We start from the raw sequence: 21,623 nt of genomic DNA, 5'->3' as shown, positions 1-21,623 counted from the left end.
ATAACAAATCAAACTAGAAACTACATGAAAATGATGCCTTATAAAATGAAGAAAACCAGTGCCGGACTAGCTATGATTAGCGCGATGATCATTGCTTTAAGCTCCTGCGGCGGCAGCGCTAATCCAAATGGGGGCGCACAGCAACCACCAGCAACCTACGAGGTATTTACCGTTACAGCGCAACCTGCTACGCTGCACACCAGCTATCCTGCAGTAATGCAGGGTGAGCAAACAATAGATATCCGCCCCAAAGTGGATGGCTATATTGAAAAAATATATGTTGATGAAGGCTCGGTAGTTAAAAAAGGACAACTATTGTTCAAACTCAGCGCACCTGAGTATGAGCAAACTGTTATTAATTCCATAGCAGCAATTAACAGCGCAAAGGCAGATATCAACTCAGCAGAAATAGCGGTAAATAAAACCAAGCCGCTGGTTGAAAAAGGCATCATCTCCGAATACGAACTGCAAACAGATCAAAACACCCTCGATACAAAAAAAGCCGCATTGGCACAGGCCCAAACTGCTTTGGCCACTGCCAAGGTAAACCTGGGTTATACATATGTTACCAGCCCGGTAAATGGTGTTGTGGGCTCAATACCTTATCGTTTAGGCAGCCTGATCACCAGTGCAACTGCAAGCCCTTTAACTACTGTAGCCAATATTGGCAAAGTATATGCCTATTTTTCACTAAATGAAAAACAACTGCTGGATTTTTCCCGCTCGGTAAAAGGCAGCACTTTGGATGAAAAGCTGAAAAATACGCCGGATGTAAATTTAGCACTGGCCGATGGTTCAGCATATCCCGAAAAAGGGCGTTTAGAGACAATTAGCGGTGTATTGAATACCAGTACCGGTTCGGCAAGCTTTCGGGCAGGCTTTCCCAATCCACTGCACTTGTTAAGAAGCGGCAGCTCCGGAACTGTAGATATCCCACAGGCATTAACCGCGGCTATTTTGATTCCTCAAAAATCCGCATACGAATTACAGGGTAAATACTTTGTGTATGTGCTCGATCAAAATAACCTGGTGAAGAACCAGGAAGTAGATATCATGGAACTAACCGCAGGACAGTATTATGTAGTTACCGGTGGCATAAAAGCGGGTGATAAGATAGTTTATGATGGTACCATCTCACTAAAGGATTCCACCAAAATTACGCCACAATCCATGAGTGCTGACAAGGTTTACCAGGATCTAAAAAACTAAAAAGATGATAAAGACATTCATTGAAAGGCCGGTATTATCTACCGTAATATCGGTTATACTGGTTATTTTGGGCCTTATTGGGCTGATAGAGCTGCCGATAACCCAATATCCAGACATCGCACCACCTACTGTAGTGGTGTCTGCGGCCTACTCCGGTGCTAACGCCGATGTGGTATTGACCAGCGTAATCGTTCCTTTGGAAGAGCAGATTAACGGTGTGGAAGGCATGACCTACATGACCTCGACCGCAGCTGATGACGGTAGCGCAACCATTACCATTTATTTTGCTTTGGGCACTAATCCGGATATTGCTGCTGTAAACGTGCAGAACCGCGTTTCGAAGGCTGCACCCCTGTTGCCTGCTGAAGTTACCCAGTCAGGTGTAACCACACAGAAACAACAGAGCAGTGACATCATGATCTTTTCATTGTCAAGCACTAATAAGTCATACGATCAAACTTTTTTGCAGAACTATGCTAATATCAATTTGCTGCCGCAAATTAAACGTATAAACGGTGTAGGCGATGCTTCCGCTTTTGGTAGCAAGGATTACTCTATGCGTATTTGGTTGAAGCCAAGCGTTATGGCAGCCTATCATTTGATACCCGATGATATAAACGCCGCTCTTGCAGAACAAAACGTTGACGCAGCGCCCGGAAAGGTTGGTGAAAACAGTAATCAATCCTACCAATATACACTAAAGTACAAAGGGCGTTTAAAATCTGTGGCCAACTTTGAAAACATTGTTATCAAATCAACCAGTAGCGGGCAAACTTTGCTGTTAAAGGATGTGGCCCGCATTGAATTGGGTTCACTCGATTACAGTGGTTTTACGACTACCGATGGTAATCCATCAGTTGGTATAGCTATATCTCAGGTGGCCGGTTCCAATGCACACTCATTGATCCAACAATGCGAGGCAACCATCGCCGGCGCTTCAAAATCTTTTCCGCCGGGCGTAAAGTATACTTCGTTGCTAAATGCCAACGACTTTTTGGATGAATCCATAGCCAAAGTTATTCATACACTGGTAGAGGCGTTCATCCTGGTATTTATCGTGGTATTTGTATTCCTACAGGATTTCCGTTCAACGTTAATTCCAGCAATCGCTGTTCCTGTGGCAATCATTGGTACGTTCTTCTTCCTTAACTTATTTGGTTTTACCATTAACTTACTAACGCTGTTTGCAATGGTATTGGCCATTGGTATTGTGGTTGATGACGCGATCGTCGTCGTCGAGGCGGTACACGCCAAGCTCGACCAGGGCGCCAAATCGGGCAAAGAAGCATCCATAAGCGCTATGCGCGATATTAGCGGGGCCATTGTTTCTATTACCCTGGTAATGGCCGCGGTGTTCATCCCGGTATCGTTCATCTCCGGTTCGTCAGGTGTATTTTATAAGCAATTTGGTTTAACACTGGCCATTGCCATTATCATTTCGGCGGTTAACGCGTTAACTTTGAGCCCGGCGCTTTGCGCCCTGTTCTTAAAACCGCATCCCGAAGGTGAGCATAAGAATTCCAGCTTAATTCAAAGATTTTATGCTGCTTTTAATGTTGGATTTGAATCGGTAACCGGAAAATACAAACGTTCGGTGCATTTTCTTACCGGGAAAAAATGGCTCGCCGGATTGATCATTTTAATTTTTGCCGGCATTTTCTACTTCCTTATAAAAACCACTGCAACCGGTTTTGTGCCGAATGAGGACCAGGGAGTATTGTTCGCCAACATCAGCTTACCTGTAGGTTCATCGCTTGAACGAAGCACGGTAGTTGCCAAACAGGTTGAAGATATCATCAAAAAGTTGCCTGAAGTAGAATCAACCCTAACCATTACCGGGCAAAGCTTTATTGCCGGATCCGGCGGCTCATATGCTATGGTGGTAATTAAGTTAAAACCATGGGACAAGCGTACCGGCAAGGGTGAGGATATAAACAGCGTTACCGGGCAGCTTTTCGGTATGACGGCAGGCATTAAAAATGCCGAGGTCATATTTTTTGCGCCACCTACTTTACAAGGCTTCGGTATCAATAGCGGATTTGAGTTCCAGCTACAGGACAAAACCGGTGGCGATATCAATAAATTCAATGATGTGAGCACTAAATTCCTGGCTGAACTTGCCAAACGCAAGGAAATTCAATATGCTACTACCTCGTTCAACACCAAATTTCCGCAATACATGATCAATGTTAATGTGGCCAAATGCCACCAGGCGGGTGTAACTGTTAACTCAGTATTGAGTACACTGCAAGGTTATTATGGTGGTGTATATGCTTCAAATTTCAACGAATTTGGAAAACAATACCGTGTAATGATGCAGGCTGATGCCAACTATCGTAGCAATACAGCAAGCTTAAATGATATTTATGTGCGAAGCGACAGTACCAGCGCTATGGCTCCCATTTCGGAGTTTGTAACACTTACCAAGGTATATGGCCCGCAATCCATCAACAGGTTCAACCTGTACACTTCTATTGATATACAGGGCGCACCAAATGCTGGTTATAGCTCAGGCGATGCCATTAAGGCTATTAATGAGGTGGCCGCGCAAACGCTACCTGTAGGCTACGGCTTTGAATACGCCGGTATTACCCGGGAAGAGATTGCAGGCGGCAGTCAAAGTATTTACATATTTATACTTTGTCTTATTTTCGTTTATTTCCTGCTTAGCGCACAATATGAAAGCTACATACTGCCATTTGCGGTTCTATTATCGCTGCCCGTGGGCTTGGCCGGGGCCTTCATATTCGCGAAAATATTTGGCGTCGAAAATAACATCTATTTACAGATCACACTTATCATGCTCATCGGCTTGTTAGCCAAAAATGCCATCCTGATTGTTGAATTTGCAGTAACCCGCAGGCGACATGGCCTGACGCTGATAGATGCTGCTATTGAAGGTGCAACCGCAAGGCTGCGCCCCATCCTGATGACCTCATTTGCGTTTATCCTGGGCCTGCTTCCGTTAATGCTGTCAACAGGCGCAGGTGCGGTGGGTAACAAATCAATCGGTACAGGCGCGGTGGGTGGCATGCTCATTGGTACGCTGTTCGGCGTTTTCGTGATCCCTATATTATTCATCGTTTTCCAGGGATTACAGGAAAGGATCAGCGGCAAACCCGATGTTCAGCCTGCGGAGCCGATAGTCAACTAAATTTTAAGCTTAAGTTCAATCAAATGAAAACAAGATATTTTTTATTAACCCTGACAGGATTGATCATTATGGCATCCTGTAATGTGTCGCAGCATTATAAACGGCCAAATGTAACTGCGGAAAATTTATATCGCGACAGCACGCAGGCAGATACCAACTCTATAGCAAATCTGCCATGGCGGTCGTTATTTGCAGATACGGTATTGCAAAACCTGATACAGGAAGGGATTGATCATAACCTTAACCTGCAAACCGCTATACTAAAAATAGCAGAAGCCAATGCCTCGTTGAAAGAGAGCAAGGCCGCTTATTTTCCAACGCTAAGTGCAGGCGCAACGGTTACTAAAGCTAAATCATCTCAGGCGGCACAGTCGTTCCCAGCCGGATTGGGTATCGATTTGAATACAACTACCTACCAGGCTAACCTGAGCGCCAGCTGGACGGTTAATGTATGGGGCCAGCTCAGTAGTTTAAAGCGGCAGGCTATCGCTAATTTTTTGGAAAGTGATGCATCAAAACGCGCTGTGCAAACGGCACTCGTAGCCAATATTGCCAACGATTATTATACACTTTTATCTTATGATCAGCAGTTAGCTATCACCCGGCAAACCGTAAAAAACAATATTCAGGATGTAGAGACTAATAAGTCGTTACTAAAGGCAAATGTGGTTACCGGCGCAGCTGTAGTGCAAAGCGAAGCAAACAGATATGCTGCCGAGATCACTATTCCTGATCTGGAAACGAGTATAAGACAAACAGAGAATGCATTATGTATTTTGCTCGGTCGCGGGCCGGGGCCAATCAAACGGCTGACCATGGAAGAGCAAACACCTGTTGAAACACTCAATACAGGGCTTTCAACACAATTATTAAAGAACAGGCCTGATATACAGCAATCTGAATTTGCTTTTATGGCGGCTTTTGAGAACACCAATGTTGCTCATTCCTATTTTTATCCAACGCTTACCATAACGGCTGAAGGTGGCTTATCAACATTGCAATTGAAAGATCTGTTCAACAACTCCATCTTCTACAATTTGGTTGGCGGGTTAACGCAGCCCATATTCAACCAGGGACAAAACAAGGCACGTTACCGTATAGCAAAAGCTCAGCAACTGGAAGCCTTTAACACTTATCAACAAAGTATTTTAACGGCCGGACAGGAAGTGGCAAATGATTTATTTTCTTATAAACAAGCATTAAAGAAAGTAGATTTAAGGAAGAAAGAACTCGATGCATTGGAAAAATCGGTGGATTACACTAAACAACTGTTAACCTATAGTTCAGCCACAAACTATACCGATGTTTTAACCTCTGAACAGAGTTTGTTAGCAGCACAATTGGCCAGCGTAAGTGATAAATTACAACAATTGCAGGCTATTGTTAATTTATATACCGACTTAGGCGGAGGTTGGAGATAACGTAATCCCGCTGTCCGATTTCTAAATCGGACTAATGCCCATAGTCTCCGACTACACCAACACAAAAGCCTTCAGAAATTAATCTGAGGGCTTTTGTGTTGGTTATTGTGCAAACCTCGAACTATTTCTTGGCTGATTTGGATTTATATTAATGGGCTTATTCGGCAGAAGGATATTTCATTGAAAATAATTCCACCTACAATAATGAAAAACTGTATTTTTATCAAACGCCCTTTTCATTTACTATAACCAATTGATTCAGAATTCTTAATAACCTAAAACCATCACATTATGTTATCAAAAAAATATCTAAACAGTGTAAAAAATTTACCTGCGATAATGAAAAAGATTATTGAAGGTACAGCACCGGATAAGTTTACTACGGAGCATTTAAAAAAGATAGGTTTTGCAAGCAGCAATGATAGAGCTGTATTGGGGCTTCTCAAAGATCTTGGATTTATTTCTGAAAATGGAGGCCCAACACAACGATATCATGATTATAGGAATACATCAAAATCCAGTAAAGTTTTAGGAGAAGCGTTAAAAGATGCTTATTCTGAAATATTTCATATAAACGAAAAACCGTCACAATCAGATAGGCCTGCTATAACCGGCTTATTTAAATCCACTCACAATGTCAGCGACCAAGTTGCTGGTTATATGGCTAATACGTTTCTTAGCCTTTTAAGCATTGCAGACATTGCAGGAACAAATAAGCCTTCTACAAAAAAAGACGTTGACAAGACGAAAACAGAAGGCGAGCACCCTGAAGCAGGTGCAGAAAATCCTCAGCAAACAAATAACAATGGGTTTAATGGCACATTTCCCATTGTTCCTAATCTAAGATATAATATAGAAATTCATCTTCCATCTACAAAAGATATTGAAGTTTATAATGCGATATTTAAATCATTAAGAGAACATTTATTAAATGAATGATAAACCGAACATAAGAGAATGGATGTTCCGAGCATTAATGTTTGAAGCTGAGGCGGAGCAATTCAAGAGTGCCGGTATAAGAATTGGTGCTGATAACGAGCATGTAGAAAAAGTTTTAATGGAAGAAACTTTATCCCCATTTTCTATTCCTATACGTAATGAAGGGCTTCGAATGTCCAGAATTTACGCGTTGATTAATTGCTTTGAAAATTCCGTTCGTGATTTAATCAAAGAAAGATTGAAAGAGAAGTTCGACACAGACTGGTGGGAAAAAGGTGCACCAAAAAATGTCAAAGAATTTGCTCAAAAAAGACAACAAGCTACCAAAGACAATTCTTGGTTAGAAGGTGACAATACAGAATTGATTGAGTTTATAGAATTCGGACATCTATCTGATATTATAATTCAAAATTGGTTGGATTTTTCTGATCTAATACCAACTCAACATTGGCTTAAACAAAGAATGGATGAATTAGAAAAAGCAAGAAACTATGTAGCTCATAATAGATTATTGCTACCGTCTGAATTTCGGCGTATTGAACAATATATTAATGACTGGAACAAGCAGGTTGGATTTTGATTTTATATTTTTATAAAATCAAAACATTCGCAAGTGCTTAGCAACTTGCGAATGTTCGTGGTATTAGCCTGGGGTCAAACCCAATGACTTAACTATTCATGAATTTCTTTCAACAGGTAAATTACGCCCGCCGGGTAGCTTGCCCGCTGCTGAAAAGCTAGGTATCCAGCTAAACGTTCCACGTATAGGGGAGCCTTATACTTTGGGTGATCCGCCCAAGAACGTAGACTGGTGGGATTTTGAATAAATTATTCAGCCTATAGCTGATGTTTGCCTAACGAATCTTTCGGCATTAAGGTGTAAACAATCTCCAATGCCCTTCGGAGACAATTTCAACAATGCCGCCGACCACTTTAATAGCAGTCTGATCATCAATAGCATACACCGGTACCGGCAGCATTGCAGCCCATTTTTCCGCGTTAGCCATGGAAGCGTCCGGATGGTTCTCATTATTCAGGTGCGGAATCAACGCAAAATCAACCAATCCTGCTCCCCGGGCCATAACGAATGTTCTGCTTATTTCTCCCTGAGGAGTAGAGAATAAAATACTTTGCGACATCAGCGGCGTGCCACTTCCACCGCGAGGATTGCTATAAGTCTCTCCGAAGGTGGAACTCACCGCCATGCTTCCGGCGCTCACGCCCACATACACCATCTTGTGTAGCAGCGATGGCAAAAGGTCTGCCAATCCCGACTGTTGCAGCCAGTAGCTCAGGTACAAGGGATCGCCTCCCCAAACCAGCAATGCGTCAGCATCCTGTACCGCAGGGAGCCAAACATCTTTTTCGATACTGGGGAGCGCAGTGAGTTCCAGCAGTCCCATAGACTTCCAACCCAACTGACAGAAGGGGGATTGGCTTTGCCCACTGATTGGATTCCATGCATAACGAGCGCCATAAGGGAACGGGTATATCGCCGTCGGAATAAAGAGTGCATTAGATTCGGCGATGGGTTTGCCCAAAAGGTCGACCAGCGCATTCTTAATGCTCGTGTTGCTAATGCCGCTTGATGTGAGAAGAAGCTTCATGATGTTGGCGTTAATAGGTAAAAGTATTATTTTCATTGTGAAAACAATAAACTTAAATCAAGTTTATACTGTAATGCAGTTAAGATTGACTAATACGCCTGTAACCTCCAGACTACAGTAAAACCTACTGTACAAATCTCGAACGCTATAAGTGAATATGAAATGATATATAGGATGTCGGATGGCCGATCTTGATATTATTTATAATAAAATGAATATGGTCAATGATGCAGGAATGTCCAATTAGGATCGGGATTGCCAAATCATTGTAAACCATGCAATTGTTCTTAAATCCTTTATAAATTAGTTCCAATTACCCCATGCCGGGCTGAATTAATTAATCAGAAAAAGTATCCGGCCAATGAAGTTAAAAAACAATTATTGTCTAAACTGATGCAATAGTAATTTTATGGATCCACGCTACTTTGTCCATGTAAACCATTAGTTACCGCATTAATAAACAGCGCATTATATCCTTTACGTTTTCTTTTTAGAATAGTACTGTATTTGGGTAACGATTAACTAATTATTAATTTATTTTTAATACCTGCCTATAATTTGCAAGTAAATCAATTATATCTCAGATCATTAGTTGAACCTCATCACTATGCAGATTCTTGCTTTAAGACCTCCTTAACGGTATAAATACGTTAAGGAATTCTTTTCTCTCTTATTTAACCAAATAAACCAAATCATGAAAAAAATTAAGTTAATCGTATTAGCGGCAATTGCAATTATAGCAGTTGGCTGTAAAAAAAATAGCAGTGATCAAGCAAACACAACACTAAATAGTAAACTAAAGTCGAGGGCATTAGCATCGGCAACTGGTGATGTTGTCGGAAAGATTGTGGTAGGTTACCAGGGATGGTTTGCTGCAATAGGCGATGGCTCGCCTATAAATGCATGGTGGCATTGGTCCAATGATCAGTCACAGGCACCATCAACAAGCAATGTAGGTATAAAATCATGGCCCGATGTGCGTGATTACACATCCATTTATCAAACAGGATTTGCTAACCTTAACAACGGGCAGCCTGCATCTCTGTTTTCATCCTTTACCGATCAGACGGTGAATACACAATTCCAGTGGATGCAGCAAAATGGAATTGATTGTGCCGCTTTGCAGCGATTCGACCCCAATGGATCTGAAGGGCCAATCCGGGACGCAATAACGGCTAAGGTTAAAACAGCAGCTGAGGCTACAGGCCGTAAGTTTTACATTATGTATGATGTAAGCGGCTGGACAAATATGCAACCGGAAATTAAAACCGATTGGACAAATAAAATGTCGGCCTATACCTCATCTTCTGCTTATGCCAAACAAAACGGCAAGCCGGTAGTATGTATCTGGGGCTTTGGTTTTAATGATACCAATCACCCATGGACCGCCGATGTATGCCTTGATGTAATTAACTGGTTTAAAGCACAGGGTTGCTATGTTATTGGCGGGGTACCAACCCAATGGCGTACAGCTCCAAGTGGTCAGGATTCAAGGCCGGGCTTTTTAGCTACTTATACCGCTTTCAATATGCTGTCTCCATGGATGATCGGCAGGATCGGAAATGTAAGCGATGCTGATAACTATTATAACAATGTAAACATTCCTGATCAGGCTTACTGTAACTCAAACGGCATTGATTATCAACCATGTGTACTGCCAGGCGATTTACAGGAGCATCAAAGGGTACATGGAGATTTTATGTGGCATCAATTTTATAACATGGTGAAATTGGGCTGTCAGGGAATTTATATTTCGATGTTTGATGAGTATAATGAAGGTAACCAGATCGCTAAAACCGCCGAAACACAGGCCTCTGTGCCCGCAGGGTCTGGCTTTGTTTCATTAGACGAAGATGGTACTGCCTGCTCTGCAGACTATTATATGAGGTTAACCGGAGATGGAGGAAAGATGTTAAAAGGTCAAATTGCGCTCACAGCTACCCGCCCAACATCCCCAGTAGTAACTGTAAGCAGTGTTGCACCTATTGGGCAAACGGTAACTTTTAAAGGTTCAAACAACTTATATGTAAGCAGTGAAAATGGAACACAGCCCATGACTTGTAACCGTACTACGGCACAAGGCTGGGAAACATTTTTAGTTGTTGATGCCGGAGGCGGAAAAATAGCATTACAAACCCAGGGAAAGTACGTGTCATCAGAAAATGGCACCCAGGCAATCACCTGCAACCGAACAACATATGGCCCCTGGGAGGAATTCAGCTGGGTAAGCAATGCTGATGGAACAGTTTCTTTATTAGGGAATAATGGGAAATTTGTTTCCAGTGAAAATGGCACACAGGCCATGACGTGTAACAGAACCACTGCCGGGCCGTGGGAATCATTTAAAATAAATCAATAGAAAGCTGAGGCAACTAATGATCTAAAAAGGAGCTGTTTAAACAGCTCCTTTTTATGTTTAATGACAATGTTGCCTAGCATCCAGGATTTGCCTTAAGTAGTGGACAAGTAATAAGTTACGAATGGTAAGATCGGAAGAAGATCCCTGAAAATGCTTCGGACGATATCAGGCAAAACGGAAGCATATACATTGTTAAATAAAATAGCAGAATAATATCACCCTTTGTGACCATACATTTTTTATTCCCGGATACCAACGAAATATTTATAAATATTATTTAAAACTAAAAAATAAATACAATCGATTGCCGAATATTCTTAATAAGTCATTTTTTATGGCATTTATAGTCAATCATTAATCTATTATTTATCTTTTATTAATTCTCCACTCTTCTTTTGTTATCATAATTATAAACCAATTACCATGTTGATTAACCTTTAATCGGCACCTGGTAATAACTTAATCAACCAAATCATGAACAATTATGACCCTAACCCTCCGTGAAAAAGATTTGCACTTTTTCAAATTTCAAGCCCTATTCAAGGGCATACCAATCCATAAACTTAATTATTAACAGAGAGACAATATGAAAAAATTAAAGTACTTACTTATTCTTTTCTTTCTTTTCCCGCTTAGTTTGTTAGCCCAGCAAACCTCGATCAGCGGAAAAGTGATAGACTTAACCGATGGGTCAACACTTCCGGGGGTAAGTGTAAAAATTAAAGGCACAACCACCGGCGCTGTTACTGATGCAGGCGGAAGGTTCACGCTTACCGTACCCGGCACCAATGCTATTTTACAGGTATCCTTCATAGGTTATGAAATAAAGGAAGTCACCGTTAAAAACATAAAAGGTGGCGTAATAGCTTTAAATCCCACCAATAAAAGCCTTGATGAAGTGGTAGTTGTAGGCTACGGTGTGCAAAAAAGGGCCACTGTAACCGGCTCAATAGCAACGATTCAGAATAAAGACATCATAACAACAAAAAATGAAAGCGTTGTAAACATGCTAACCGGTAAAATACCAGGTATCCGTATTGTTCAAAAAACTGCCGAACCAGGATCTTATGACAATGATTTGAATATCAGAGGTTTTCAAACAGCTCCATTAATTGTAATTGATGGTGTAATTGGCGGAGACCAGTCAACATTAGGCAGGATGGATCCAAATGAAATTGAAAGTATCTCTGTGCTGAAAGATGCCGCGGCGTCTATATATGGTGTAAGGGCTGCTGGCGGTGCCATTTTGATAACAACTAAAAAAGGATCAACAAACGGACAAGTTAACATCAATTATTCAGTTAATGATGCAGTACAAACATTTTTGGGAATGCCCCAGGGCGTAGGCGCTGTAGATTATATGCTGCTGACTAATGAGAAAGCCAAACGCGATTTCCAAAATAACTTTGTTAGCAATGTAACTCCGGTATATTCTTATGCAGACATACTGCCATGGCTCAACGGCACTAACAAATCTGCCGATTGGTCGGATCTTGTTTTCAACAAAACAGCCAACCAAATCAGCCATAATTTAAATATTGATGGCGGAAATGACAAGATAAGCTATTTCTTCAACTTTGGTTACCAGCAACAGGACGGCGTTTATAAAACCGGGGATTTAAACTACAACAAGTATAATTTCCGCTCAAACGTTACCGTTAGCATAGCCAAAGGGTTAAAAGCACAGATATTAACATCGGGCTGGATGGATCAGAAAAACCAGCCTTTAACCCCCGAGTGGGAGGTTTATAAGTATACCTGGAATCAGATCCCTATAAACCAGATCTATGCTAATAACAATCCTTTATACCCTAATGTAATGCCTGATAACCAGAATCCTGCTATCATGACTAATGACAGCGAGGTAGGTTCAATTGTGGCCAAGAATAAAAGCTTTACAAGCCAGTTAAACTTAACGTATAGCATACCCGGCATATCCGGACTAACTGCCAAGGCTTTGTTTAATGTTGATTACGGGGTTTATGACTATAATCAAATACAAAACACATTTAATTTATATACTTACGACGCCGCTAATGATGTTTATTTACCACAATCAGTAAATTCCCCTTCTGGCATAACCCGCCAATATTACACGCATTTTAATACGTTAAGCCAGATTACATTAAATTATGCGCATACCTTCTTCCAGGATCATAACGTAACTGCCATGTTTACCTATGAGCAAAGCCATAACACTGCTGATAACTTTAATGCTTACCGGGACACTAACATACCTATAGACTATTTATTTGGGGGCCTGGCAAATTCAAATATGAGTGGCGGTCAGGATGCTGGTGCTTTACAGGATTTCGCGCACAAGAGTTTTATAGGAAGGCTTAACTACGATTATAAAGGAAAGTATCTTGCTGAATTCAGCTTTCGCCGTGATGGAACCAGTTTGTATCAGCCGGGTCCCGATCAATGGGGCTTCTTCCCGGGCGCATCAGTAGGCTGGGTTTTAACTAAAGAAAGCTTCGTTCGTAATTTAGTTTCTGATAAGATCCTCTCCAACCTAAAGCTTAGGGCTTCTTATGGTAAAGTTGGTGATGAGGCTGGTAATGCATACAATTATGTAACCGGCTATACCTACCCCGTAAACTCTTATATTTTTGGAGCTACTCCCGTGAACGGCTCAGCGCCAAAACTTGGCAACCCGGGTTTAACATGGCCGGTAAGTACCATAAAGAATATAGGACTTGATTTCGGCCTGCTTAATGGAAAAATTAACGGAACTATTGAAGTTTTCAGAAACGACAGGACAGGATTGGTAGCCACACCTTCCACAGTTCTACCCGGCACTGTGGGTGCCCCTACGCCACAGATCAACTACAATAGCGACAGGGTGCAAGGTTTGGACTTTAGCGTATCCTACAGGAATACATTTGGCCAACTGGGTGTAAACCTTACCGGTAATATAGGCACAACCCGCTTAGAGGACATGACTGTTTTACAAGGCACTTTTGGCAACGAATTTCAACAATGGCAGTCAAGCCAATCCAACAGATACCAGAACATATGGTGGGGCCCTACTTACGCCGGGCAGTTTACCAGTTACAAGCAAATACAGAATTATGGTGTGAACATGGGCGGAGGTAATAATAGTGTGATTCCCGGTGATTATTATTATCAGGACACGAATCATGACGGGGTAATAGATTCAAAGGATAACACGCCTATTGCAACTTCTGATATTCCATTATATAACTATGGCCTCACCATTGGCTTAAATTATAAAGGGTTTGATATGACCCTGCTTTTACAAGGTGCCGCCGGTGTTTACGTGCAATACGGCGAGCAATTTGCGTCGCCGCTGATGTATGGCAGAAGCGCGTTAACCCGCTTCCTTGACAGCTGGCATACAGTAGACCCTAGTGCAAATGTTTTTGACCCTAACACGCAATGGGTACCAGGGTATTACCCTGCAATGGGCTCGCCAGATGCGCAAGGCACAAAAGCAATACAGAATGCCAGTTACCTGCGTGTAAAAACACTTGAATTTGGTTATTCTATATCCCCTTTAGTTTTGAAACATATAGGCGTTAAAAAATTAAGGTTTTATGTAAACAGCTACAACCTGCTAACATTCACCGGGCTGAAGAACTACGACCCTGAACACCAGGGCCCTAATCCAACAGACAATGGCAATTTTAGTGTAGCATTAGGAGGATATACATATCCAGAGAACAGGACTTTTAACTTGGGAGCTTCCGTTTCCTTTTAAATTATTGACATATGAAAAGTATAAAAAAATTACTTATTGCGATATGCATCGTTACAGGAGCTTTGGTAACCTCCTGCCAAAAGTTAAATATTGCACCAACAAATATCTTCACGTCTGATGTTATATTTAACAGTCAGGCGGGCATTCAGTCGTTTTTAGCAACGATATACCAGGATTTACCCATCGAGGATTTTAAATACGTGCCCAGCACAAATGATGGTGCTGAAAGTCCTGCAGGCTTCGAACACGGAGGTAATGATTGGCAGGAATTTTATAACGAAGCCGCATGTACAGGCGAAGAGGTTGGCCCCTGGAGCGGTATGGATATTGGCACAGGCTTTGGCTTCTGGCCATACGGCGATATCAGGAATGTTAACATAATGATAGCCGAGCTGCCTAAGCATGCTTCTGAACTAACCCAGACAGGTGTAGATCAGCTTTTGGGCGAAGCTCACTTTTTAAGAGCTTACTATTATTTTGGTTTGGCTAAACGTTATGGCGGTGTACCCATTATAACAGTTGCGCAAGATCCGGGCGCACCATTGGCAACATTGCAGGTACATCGCGATAAGGAACAAGCTGTTTGGGATTTTATCGCTGCCGAGCTTGATCTGGGTTACAAAATGATGCCCGCAACCAGCGATGCTGGAAGAGCTAACAAGTATGTTGCAGCGGCGTTAAAATCACGGGCAATGTTATATGCTGCCTGTGTTGCCAAATATGGTTCCGTAAATTATGTTGACGGAGAAGCACGTGCATCAGGTGCAGTAGGCATCCCCGCCTCAGCAGCTACCGGGTATTTCCAGGCAGCTTATGATGCCGCAAAATTACTTGATGGCGTGTACTCGCTTTATAATGGAACCCCGGGTGATAAGGTACAGAATTATGTTGATCTGTTCCTGAAACCCAACAGCCCTGAGAATATATTTATAAAACAGTATTCTATAGCTAACCACACAGCCCATAGCTGGGATGATACCATGTCGCCGCGCTACTTTACAGCTAATGCACTTTCACGCTCATACCCTACGCTGGATTTGGTAAGCCTTTGGGGAAATTTACCGGTAACCAACCCCGATGGCACACCTACGCGTTTTAATAACCGTGCGGATATAATGCAGGGTCTTGAACCAAGGTTGCTGGCTACTATTTATTTCCCGGGAGCAACATTAAGAGGGCTTACCTTTGATATGCAAAGAGGTATTTACCCATCTTTTAGCGGAACAGCTGCCGCTGAAGTTGCAAAACCGGCTAACTCACGCTCATACATACTTTCAGGTTCTACAGCAACACTGTACCAGGGCTTGCAGGTTATTGGCTTTACAGGGCCATGGACAGGCGGTGATGAATTAACGCGCACAGGTTTTTATGTACGTAAATATATTGATTACACTAAGCTCCAGTCAACGGTTAATCTGAACACGAGCGTACAGCCATGGATAGACTTTCGTTATGCGGAAATATTGTTGAACCGTGCCGAAGCTGCTGTTGAATTAGGCAATACCAGCGATGCACTAGCCGATATCAACCTGATAAGGGACAGGGCCGGTGCGGCACTTTATTCGTCTATCGACCTGACTAAGGTACGTAATGAAAGGTGCATGGAACTTGCCTTTGAAAACCAGTATTACTGGGATCTGAAAAGATGGCGCACCGCTGATGTGGTGTTGGACAAAGCGCATTTTAAAGGCCTGATGCCATATTATGTATATGACGAAAACAAATACATTTTCCTTGCCGAACCCGAGTTGTTTAACCGTGAATATACTTTCCCGAAACAAAATTATTACGAACCAATTCCGGGTGGAGAAATTGCAAATAACCCGAATCTGCTGCCTAATAATCCTGGTTATTAAAAAATTAAAAATCAAAAAATTAAAGATATGAAAAAACTGATTAGCAGAATTTTAATGGGCGTAGCAATACTTGCGAGTTCTGCGTGCACAAAAATAGATAATTACCCCGGTCCAAACGCTTCATTTCAGGGTAATATAATATCATCAACAGGCGGTAATTTCCCTACATCAGGCGGCAGTACCCAAATTTGGATGCAGCAAATTGGCTGGACCGCTCCGCAAACTATCCCTAGTAAATTCGATGGGACTTTTGAGGACACTCAACTGTTTAGCGGGGGCTATAAGGTTGTACCTACCGGAGGTGCCTTTTGGCCTGTTTATGACACGGTAACCGTCAATCTTACTAAGGGTACAACGCATAACTTTACCGTTACGCCTTACCTGGTGATCAAAAATTTCACCGCGACTTTAAACGGTACAACGCTAACCCTAACGTATGATATTGATGCGCCGGTAGTAGCGGGTTTGCCTACTATTAAGGATACGCAGCCTTATGTTAATACAACCGCCCTTGTAGGTACAGGAGCTTCAATACAGGTTTTCTCTGACGCAAACGCCGTAACCATTAATCAAGACTTTATTGATATGACCGCAGCCGATAAATCGAGGACCTTAACAGTGCCTAACCTTATACCGGGCCGTACATTTTTTGTACGCGTTGGGGTGCGTTTAAGCGATAGTTACAACAGCTCCAATTTTTCTAACATAATACAGATAGATGTTCCTAAACAATAATCTTAAGTAAAAGGAAATGAAATTCATTAAAATAATGATGGCATGTTCCATCTTCGTAATAGCACTTGCAGTTATTAGCTGCCAAAAAGTGCAATATAAATCCAGAGACACCTCGTACCTGAAACCACCACCTCCGGATACAACTAAACCGGTAATTGATACCTCGGCTGTGCTTAGTAATTGTGATCAACTAGATGGTTGGAATATAGTAAACGGAGGAACATTAATAACAGTCGCCCCAAAGGAGGGGAAAGGCTATGTTCAGGGAACCATTGCACCGGGGGGAAACTTTATGCAGTTTCAGCTGGCGCTCGCTACCCCTGTTAATACAAAACAAACCTTAGCTACCGGCGAATTAAAATTCTGGTGGTATATTCAGGATGTTTCCCAGATAGACCCGGGTGGCCAGATACAAATGAGCAGTGCCAACAATCCGGATGATTTCCGTCTTGGTTGGGGGCTGTCTTCAATTCTCGACACATTGCACGCTGGCTGGAATCACTTACAGCTGAGATTTGCCGATGCATACGGGTTAACAGATGCAGATCTGGTCAATTTAAAGGCTATAAATTTTATGAGGATATTCTACAACACCAAAGCTAACGTAACAACAGCTCAAACCTACGGTATTGATGATATGAGGGTTGATGTAGCAGCCCCTGTTATGCTTAGTAATTGTGATCAATTAGATGCTACCTGGAACATAGTAAATGGAGGGTTATTAGTAACAAAAGGCCAAAAGCAAGGTACCGGCTATCTTCAGGGAACCGTTGCAGTGGGGGGAAACTTTATGCAGTTTCAGCTAACACCAGCTGCCCCTATTGATACAAAAACAACTAAAGATGTCGGCTATTTAGAATTCTGGTTTTATGTTCAGGATCCTACCCAGTATGCAACTGGTGGCCAGATACAAATTAGCAGTGCCAACAATCCGGATGATTTCCACCTGGGTTGGGGATTGGATGCCATTATGCCAACATTAAAACCTGGCTGGAACCACTTAAAGCTAAAAATGACCGATGCATACGGGTACACCGATGCAGATCAAATCAATTTAAAAGCTTTTAATTATATGAGGATATTCTTTAATATCACAAAGGCAACAACAGCTCAAACCTATGGTATTGATGATGTGGAAGTTGATGTAAAATAATTTTTTCTGAAACTTATTAATTTAATCTATCAAAATGGCGGAGAGCATCTCTCTCTCTGCCATTTAGTTTTTACATTTTATAATTAATAAATACTCTTTAATGATATCTATATCTCATTTATTAAAAACATCATCAGGCAAAACCATGTTGAAACACTTTTCTGCAATTATAGGCTTAACTATGTTACTGGCTTCCCCTGCCCTCGCCCAAGGGAAAACTGATACCGCAGCTGTGGGCAATCCTTTCATAACGGACATCTACACTGCCGACCCGTCTGCACATGTTTGGAAAGATGGCCGGCTTTATGTGTACCCCTCGCACGATATAGCCCCTGCGCGCGGCTGTGACCTGATGGACCAGTACCACGTTTACTCAACCGACGACATGGTGCACTGGAAGGACGAAGGCGAAATATTGCGCGCCAGTCAGGTTGAGTGGGGCCGCCCCGAAGGAGGCTTTATGTGGGCGCCTGATTGTGCCTATAAAAATGGTACTTACTATTTCTACTTCCCGCATCCAAGCGACACCAAGTGGAACGATTCCTGGAAAATTGGCGTTGCCACCAGTAAAAGCCCGGCAAAAGGCTTTGTATCAAAGGGCTATATAAAAGGGCTTGAATCCATGATCGACCCATGTGTATTTGTTGACGATGACGGACAAGCCTATTTTTATTACGGCGGGGGCGGCACCTGCAAAGGCGGCAAGCTAAAAGACAATATGGTAGAGATTGATGGTGAAATGCAAAAAATGGAGGGTCTGGAAGATTTTCATGAAGCCAGCTGGGTTCATAAAAGAAATGGCATTTACTACCTTTCATATTCTGATAACCACGATGTTAATGGCAAACATAATCAAATGCGCTATGCAACCAGCACCAATCCTTTAGGGCCATGGACTTACAAAGGTATTTACATGGATCCCACCGATAGCTATACCAACCACGGTTCAATAGTAGAGTTTAAAGGCCAGTGGTATGCATTTTATCATAATAGCTCTATTTCGCACCAGGATTGGTTAAGATCAATTTGTGTGGATAAACTTTACTACAATGCCGATGGTACAATTCAAAAAGTTGTGCCAACTGCTGCTATAAGCAAATAAACCAATTACAAACAGCTGTTTATGTATAAGAGAACCATTTATAGCCTACTTTTAACCGCATTTGTTGCCCTAAACAGCAGCTGTTCAAAAAAAGTAAGCGTCGCTAAGAATGACCCGCCTGTGGTTATTGAAAACCCTAATGGCGACGGGATGAAAAACCCCTTTGTTACGCAAATATACACAGCAGATCCGTCTGCTCACGTATGGGCGGATGGGCGTTTGTACGTGTATCCATCGCATGATATAGCCCCGCCCCAGGGGTGCGACCTGATGGACCAATACCACGTTTATTCGACCGCTGACCTGGTAACATGGAGAGACGAGGGTGAGATATTGCGTGCCAGCCAGGTATCATGGGGGCGTGCCGAAGGAGGCTTTATGTGGGCGCCTGATTGTGCTTATAAAAACGGCACTTATTACTTCTACTTCCCGCATCCAAGCGGAACAGATTGGGCAAATACCTGGAAAATAGGAGTGGCTACCAGCAAAAGCCCGGCAAGTGGTTTTGTATCCCAGGGCTACATCCCGGGGCTTGAATCATTAATAGACCCATGTGTGTTTGTTGATGACGATGGGCAAGCGTATTTGTATTATGGTGGAGGCAACATTTGCAAAGGCGGAAAGCTTAAGGATAATATGATGGAAATCGACGGCGCAATGCAAACCATGCAGGGGCTTAACGATTTCCACGAAGCAACATGGGTACACAAAAGGAACGGTATATATTACCTGTCATACGCCGATAATTTTGACGAGGCCGGTAAACACAATCGAATGAAGTATGCTACCAGCAAAAGCCCATTAGGCCCCTGGACATACCAGGGCGTGTACATTGACCCTACAGATAGTTTTACCGATCATGGTTCAATTGTTGAATTTAAAGGCCAATGGTATGCATTTTACCATAATAGCTCCCTTTCAAATAACGACTGGTTACGGTCTATTTGTGTAAATAAACTTTACTATAACGCTGATGGTACCATACAAAAGATCATCCAAACCGATATAAACGGGGTAAAAGAACAATAAACTAACGCATATTAAATAATAAAGATCATGAGAATTAATAAGATGAATGGATTGCTACTTATAACTGCGCTGTGCCTGGCAAGCAGTTGTTCAAAAAAGGGTACCGCTCCTGCACCTGTTACACCAACAGATACTACTACTACCCGCAAGCAGTCGCCAGTAGGCGATGTGGTAGGTAAAGTGATTGTGGGCTACCAGGGATGGTTTGCAGCAATAGGCGACGGGTCGCCGATTAACTTGTATTGGCATTGGACCCAAACCTGGGAGCAGCAGCCGTCGCCAACTAATACTGGAATTAGTGCATGGCCCGATGTGCGCGAATATACCAGCACCTTCCCCACAAAATATCCCAATTTGAATAATGGCTCGCCGGCAAACGTATTTTCGTCATTTAGTGATCAAACGGTTGATATCCAATTTAAATGGATGAAGCAGTATGGAATTGACGGTGCCGCCCTGCAGCGGTTCAACCCCAGCGGTATTGAAGGCCCCATACGTGATGCGATGGCTGCCAAAGTAAAAATTGCAGCTGAAAATAATGGTGTTAAATTTTACATTATGTACGATGTAAGCGGCTGGACAAATATGGCTACCGAAATGGAAGCTGACTGGACAAACAAAATGTCGGCGCTTACTTCATCTTCGCAGTATGCCAAACAAAATGGCAAACCGGTAGTGTGTATCTGGGGTTTTGGTTTTAGCGATGATAATCACGATTTTACCGCAGCTACCTGCCTCAGTGTTATCAAGTGGTTTCAAAGCAAGGGTTGCTATGTTATTGGTGGCGTACCAACACACTGGCGTGATCAGAATAGTGATTCGAGGCCTGATTTCTTAGGCACTTATAAAGCTTTTGATATGCTTTCGCCATGGATGGTTGGAAGAATTAGTAATGCGAATGATTCTGATGGTTTTTATGCAAACACGAACCAGGCCGATGAAGTATATTGCCGCGGCAATGGCATCGACTATCAGCCCTGCGTATTACCAGGCGACCTGAGTGCCCACCAAAGGGCACATGGCGATTTTATGTGGAGGCAATTTTACAATATGACAAAGGCCGGGGCCCAGGGTCTTTATATCTCTATGTATGATGAATTCAATGAAGGCAATCAGATAGTTAAAACAGCCGAAAGTCAGGCATTTGTACCAGCAGGACCAGCAGCAATAATAAACGGAGTACCAGGCCCAAATTTCGTCTCACTTGATGAAGATGGGACCGCTTGCTCATCAGATTATTATTTAAGATTGACAGGCGATGGCGCCAAAATGTTTAAAGGCCTAATACCGTTTACGGCAACAAGGCCAACCAAACCTGAATTGTAATAAACATTT

14 protein-coding genes are annotated in these 21,623 nt (G+C 42.5%); 13 read left to right on the top strand and 1 reads right to left on the bottom strand.

The annotated features are described in order from the left end of the window. Window positions 1-30 precede the first annotated feature (30 nt). From BLU33_RS03590 to BLU33_RS03570, 5 genes are all read left to right on the top strand, one after another. Window positions 31-1,209, top strand: a complete 1,179-nt coding sequence (locus BLU33_RS03590; RefSeq protein WP_232009388.1) for an efflux RND transporter periplasmic adaptor subunit — start codon at window positions 31-33, stop codon at window positions 1,207-1,209. Window positions 1,210-1,213: 4 nt separating this feature from the next. Next, window positions 1,214-4,363 (top strand): efflux RND transporter permease subunit, encoded by a 3,150-nt coding sequence (locus BLU33_RS03585; RefSeq protein ID WP_091369378.1) that lies wholly within the window; start codon window positions 1,214-1,216, stop codon window positions 4,361-4,363. A 23-nt stretch (window positions 4,364-4,386) separates the two neighbouring features. After that, on the top strand, window positions 4,387-5,784 hold the full coding sequence (locus BLU33_RS03580) for an efflux transporter outer membrane subunit (protein WP_091369374.1): 1,398 nt from the start codon (window positions 4,387-4,389) through the stop codon (window positions 5,782-5,784). A gap of 291 nt (window positions 5,785-6,075) precedes the next feature. After that, window positions 6,076-6,723 (top strand): DUF5343 domain-containing protein, encoded by a 648-nt coding sequence (locus BLU33_RS03575; protein WP_157682042.1) that lies wholly within the window; start codon window positions 6,076-6,078, stop codon window positions 6,721-6,723. Then, window positions 6,716-7,303 carry a Swt1 family HEPN domain-containing protein gene (locus BLU33_RS03570; RefSeq protein ID WP_091369367.1) on the top strand — a complete coding sequence of 196 codons (588 nt, stop codon included), beginning with the start codon at window positions 6,716-6,718 and terminating at the stop codon, window positions 7,301-7,303. Before BLU33_RS03575 ends, BLU33_RS03570 begins: the two co-directional genes overlap by 8 nt. 292 nt (window positions 7,304-7,595) lie before the next feature. Here BLU33_RS03570 and BLU33_RS03565 read toward each other — a convergent pair whose 3' ends face one another. Then, on the bottom strand, window positions 7,596-8,366 hold the full coding sequence (locus BLU33_RS03565; protein ID WP_197684553.1) for a Type 1 glutamine amidotransferase-like domain-containing protein: 771 nt from the start codon (window positions 8,364-8,366) through the stop codon (window positions 7,596-7,598). Between the two features lie 658 nt (window positions 8,367-9,024). Here BLU33_RS03565 and BLU33_RS03560 point away from each other — a divergent pair. The 8 genes from BLU33_RS03560 to BLU33_RS03525 all read left to right on the top strand — a co-directional run bounded on the left by BLU33_RS03560 (window position 9,025) and on the right by BLU33_RS03525 (window position 21,614). Then, the gene (locus tag BLU33_RS03560; RefSeq protein WP_091369364.1) at window positions 9,025-10,689 is read left to right on the top strand and encodes a lectin; all 1,665 of its coding nucleotides are present in this window, start codon (window positions 9,025-9,027) and stop codon (window positions 10,687-10,689) included. A 586-nt stretch (window positions 10,690-11,275) separates the two neighbouring features. After that, window positions 11,276-14,413, top strand: coding sequence for a SusC/RagA family TonB-linked outer membrane protein (locus BLU33_RS03555; RefSeq protein ID WP_091369361.1), 3,138 nt, complete (start codon window positions 11,276-11,278; stop codon window positions 14,411-14,413). A gap of 11 nt (window positions 14,414-14,424) precedes the next feature. Beyond that, window positions 14,425-16,269, top strand: a complete 1,845-nt coding sequence (locus tag BLU33_RS03550; RefSeq protein WP_091369358.1) for a RagB/SusD family nutrient uptake outer membrane protein — start codon at window positions 14,425-14,427, stop codon at window positions 16,267-16,269. Between the two features lie 27 nt (window positions 16,270-16,296). Beyond that, window positions 16,297-17,004, top strand: coding sequence for a DUF3823 domain-containing protein (locus tag BLU33_RS03545; protein WP_091369354.1), 708 nt, complete (start codon window positions 16,297-16,299; stop codon window positions 17,002-17,004). A gap of 16 nt (window positions 17,005-17,020) precedes the next feature. Then, on the top strand, window positions 17,021-18,157 hold the full coding sequence (locus BLU33_RS03540) for a hypothetical protein (RefSeq protein ID WP_091369352.1): 1,137 nt from the start codon (window positions 17,021-17,023) through the stop codon (window positions 18,155-18,157). Window positions 18,158-18,257: 100 nt separating this feature from the next. Continuing rightward, on the top strand, window positions 18,258-19,259 hold the full coding sequence (locus tag BLU33_RS03535; protein ID WP_197684552.1) for a family 43 glycosylhydrolase: 1,002 nt from the start codon (window positions 18,258-18,260) through the stop codon (window positions 19,257-19,259). A 21-nt stretch (window positions 19,260-19,280) separates the two neighbouring features. Beyond that, the gene (locus tag BLU33_RS03530; protein ID WP_172829209.1) at window positions 19,281-20,288 is read left to right on the top strand and encodes a family 43 glycosylhydrolase; all 1,008 of its coding nucleotides are present in this window, start codon (window positions 19,281-19,283) and stop codon (window positions 20,286-20,288) included. Between the two features lie 27 nt (window positions 20,289-20,315). Further along, window positions 20,316-21,614, top strand: coding sequence for a glycoside hydrolase family 71/99-like protein (locus tag BLU33_RS03525; protein WP_091369348.1), 1,299 nt, complete (start codon window positions 20,316-20,318; stop codon window positions 21,612-21,614). Window positions 21,615-21,623 lie beyond the last annotated feature (9 nt).

Source organism: Mucilaginibacter mallensis, from assembly GCF_900105165.1.
Classification (GTDB): Bacteria; Bacteroidota; Bacteroidia; order Sphingobacteriales; family Sphingobacteriaceae; genus Mucilaginibacter; species Mucilaginibacter mallensis.
This window is presented reverse-complemented; position numbering and strand designations above follow the sequence as displayed.